Consider the following 771-nt stretch of genomic DNA (forward strand, 5'->3'; position numbering starts at 1 on the left):
TCTCGCCCGCGGCGCCCGCTACTCCTTCGACGACGGTGCCGGACGGTATTCCGTCCACGAGCGCGAGCAAACCGGCGCGCAGTTCATCGCGGTCGGTCCCGACGACCACCGCACGATGGTCGAACGTGGCGCGGCCGGTGAGCGACCAGGCGACGTCGGCCGGGTCCGCGTCGTCGAGCGTCGACAGCCGCTCGGCCTGTGCCCGCAACGCCTCGGGTGTCTTGGCCGACAACAACCACGGCAGCGCGGCCACCTCGGGTCGCGGTGGCATGGGTGCCGGGTCGGCGGGAGGCTGCTCCAGCACCACGTGGGCATTGGTGCCGCTGACGCCGAAGGCGGATACCGCTGCGCGGCGGGGTCGGTCGTGTTCGGGCCATGGTTGTTGTTCGGTGAGTAGTTGGACGGCTCCGGTGCTCCAGTCGACGTGTGAGGTCGGTTTGTCGATGTGGAGGGTGCGGGGGAGGATCCCGTGTTGTATGGCTTTGATCATTTTGATGATTCCGGCGATGCCTGCGGCGGCTTGGGTGTGGCCGATGTTGGATTTGATGGAGCCGAGCCAGAGGGGTTGTTGGCGGTGTTGTCCGTAGGTGGCCAGTAGTGCTTGTGCTTCGATGGGGTCGCCGAGTTTTGTTCCGGTGCCGTGTGCTTCGACGGCGTCGATGTCGTGTGGTTGGAGTCCGGCGTTGGTGAGGGCTTGTCGGATGACGCGTTGTTGGGCGGGTCCGTTGGGTGCGGTGAGTCCGTTGGAGGCGCCGTCTTGGTTGACCGCGG

Annotated in this window: 1 protein-coding gene; it reads right to left on the minus strand. The window is 66.8% G+C overall.

The features are described 5' to 3' along the window. Window positions 1–771, minus strand: a 771-nt coding sequence (locus ON39_RS33860) for a ketoacyl-synthetase C-terminal extension domain-containing protein (protein ID WP_040740324.1), incomplete at both ends; no start/stop codon positions are given.

This window comes from Nocardia tenerifensis NBRC 101015 (assembly GCF_000308715.1).
In the GTDB taxonomy this organism is placed as follows: Bacteria; Actinomycetota; Actinomycetes; order Mycobacteriales; family Mycobacteriaceae; genus Nocardia; species Nocardia tenerifensis.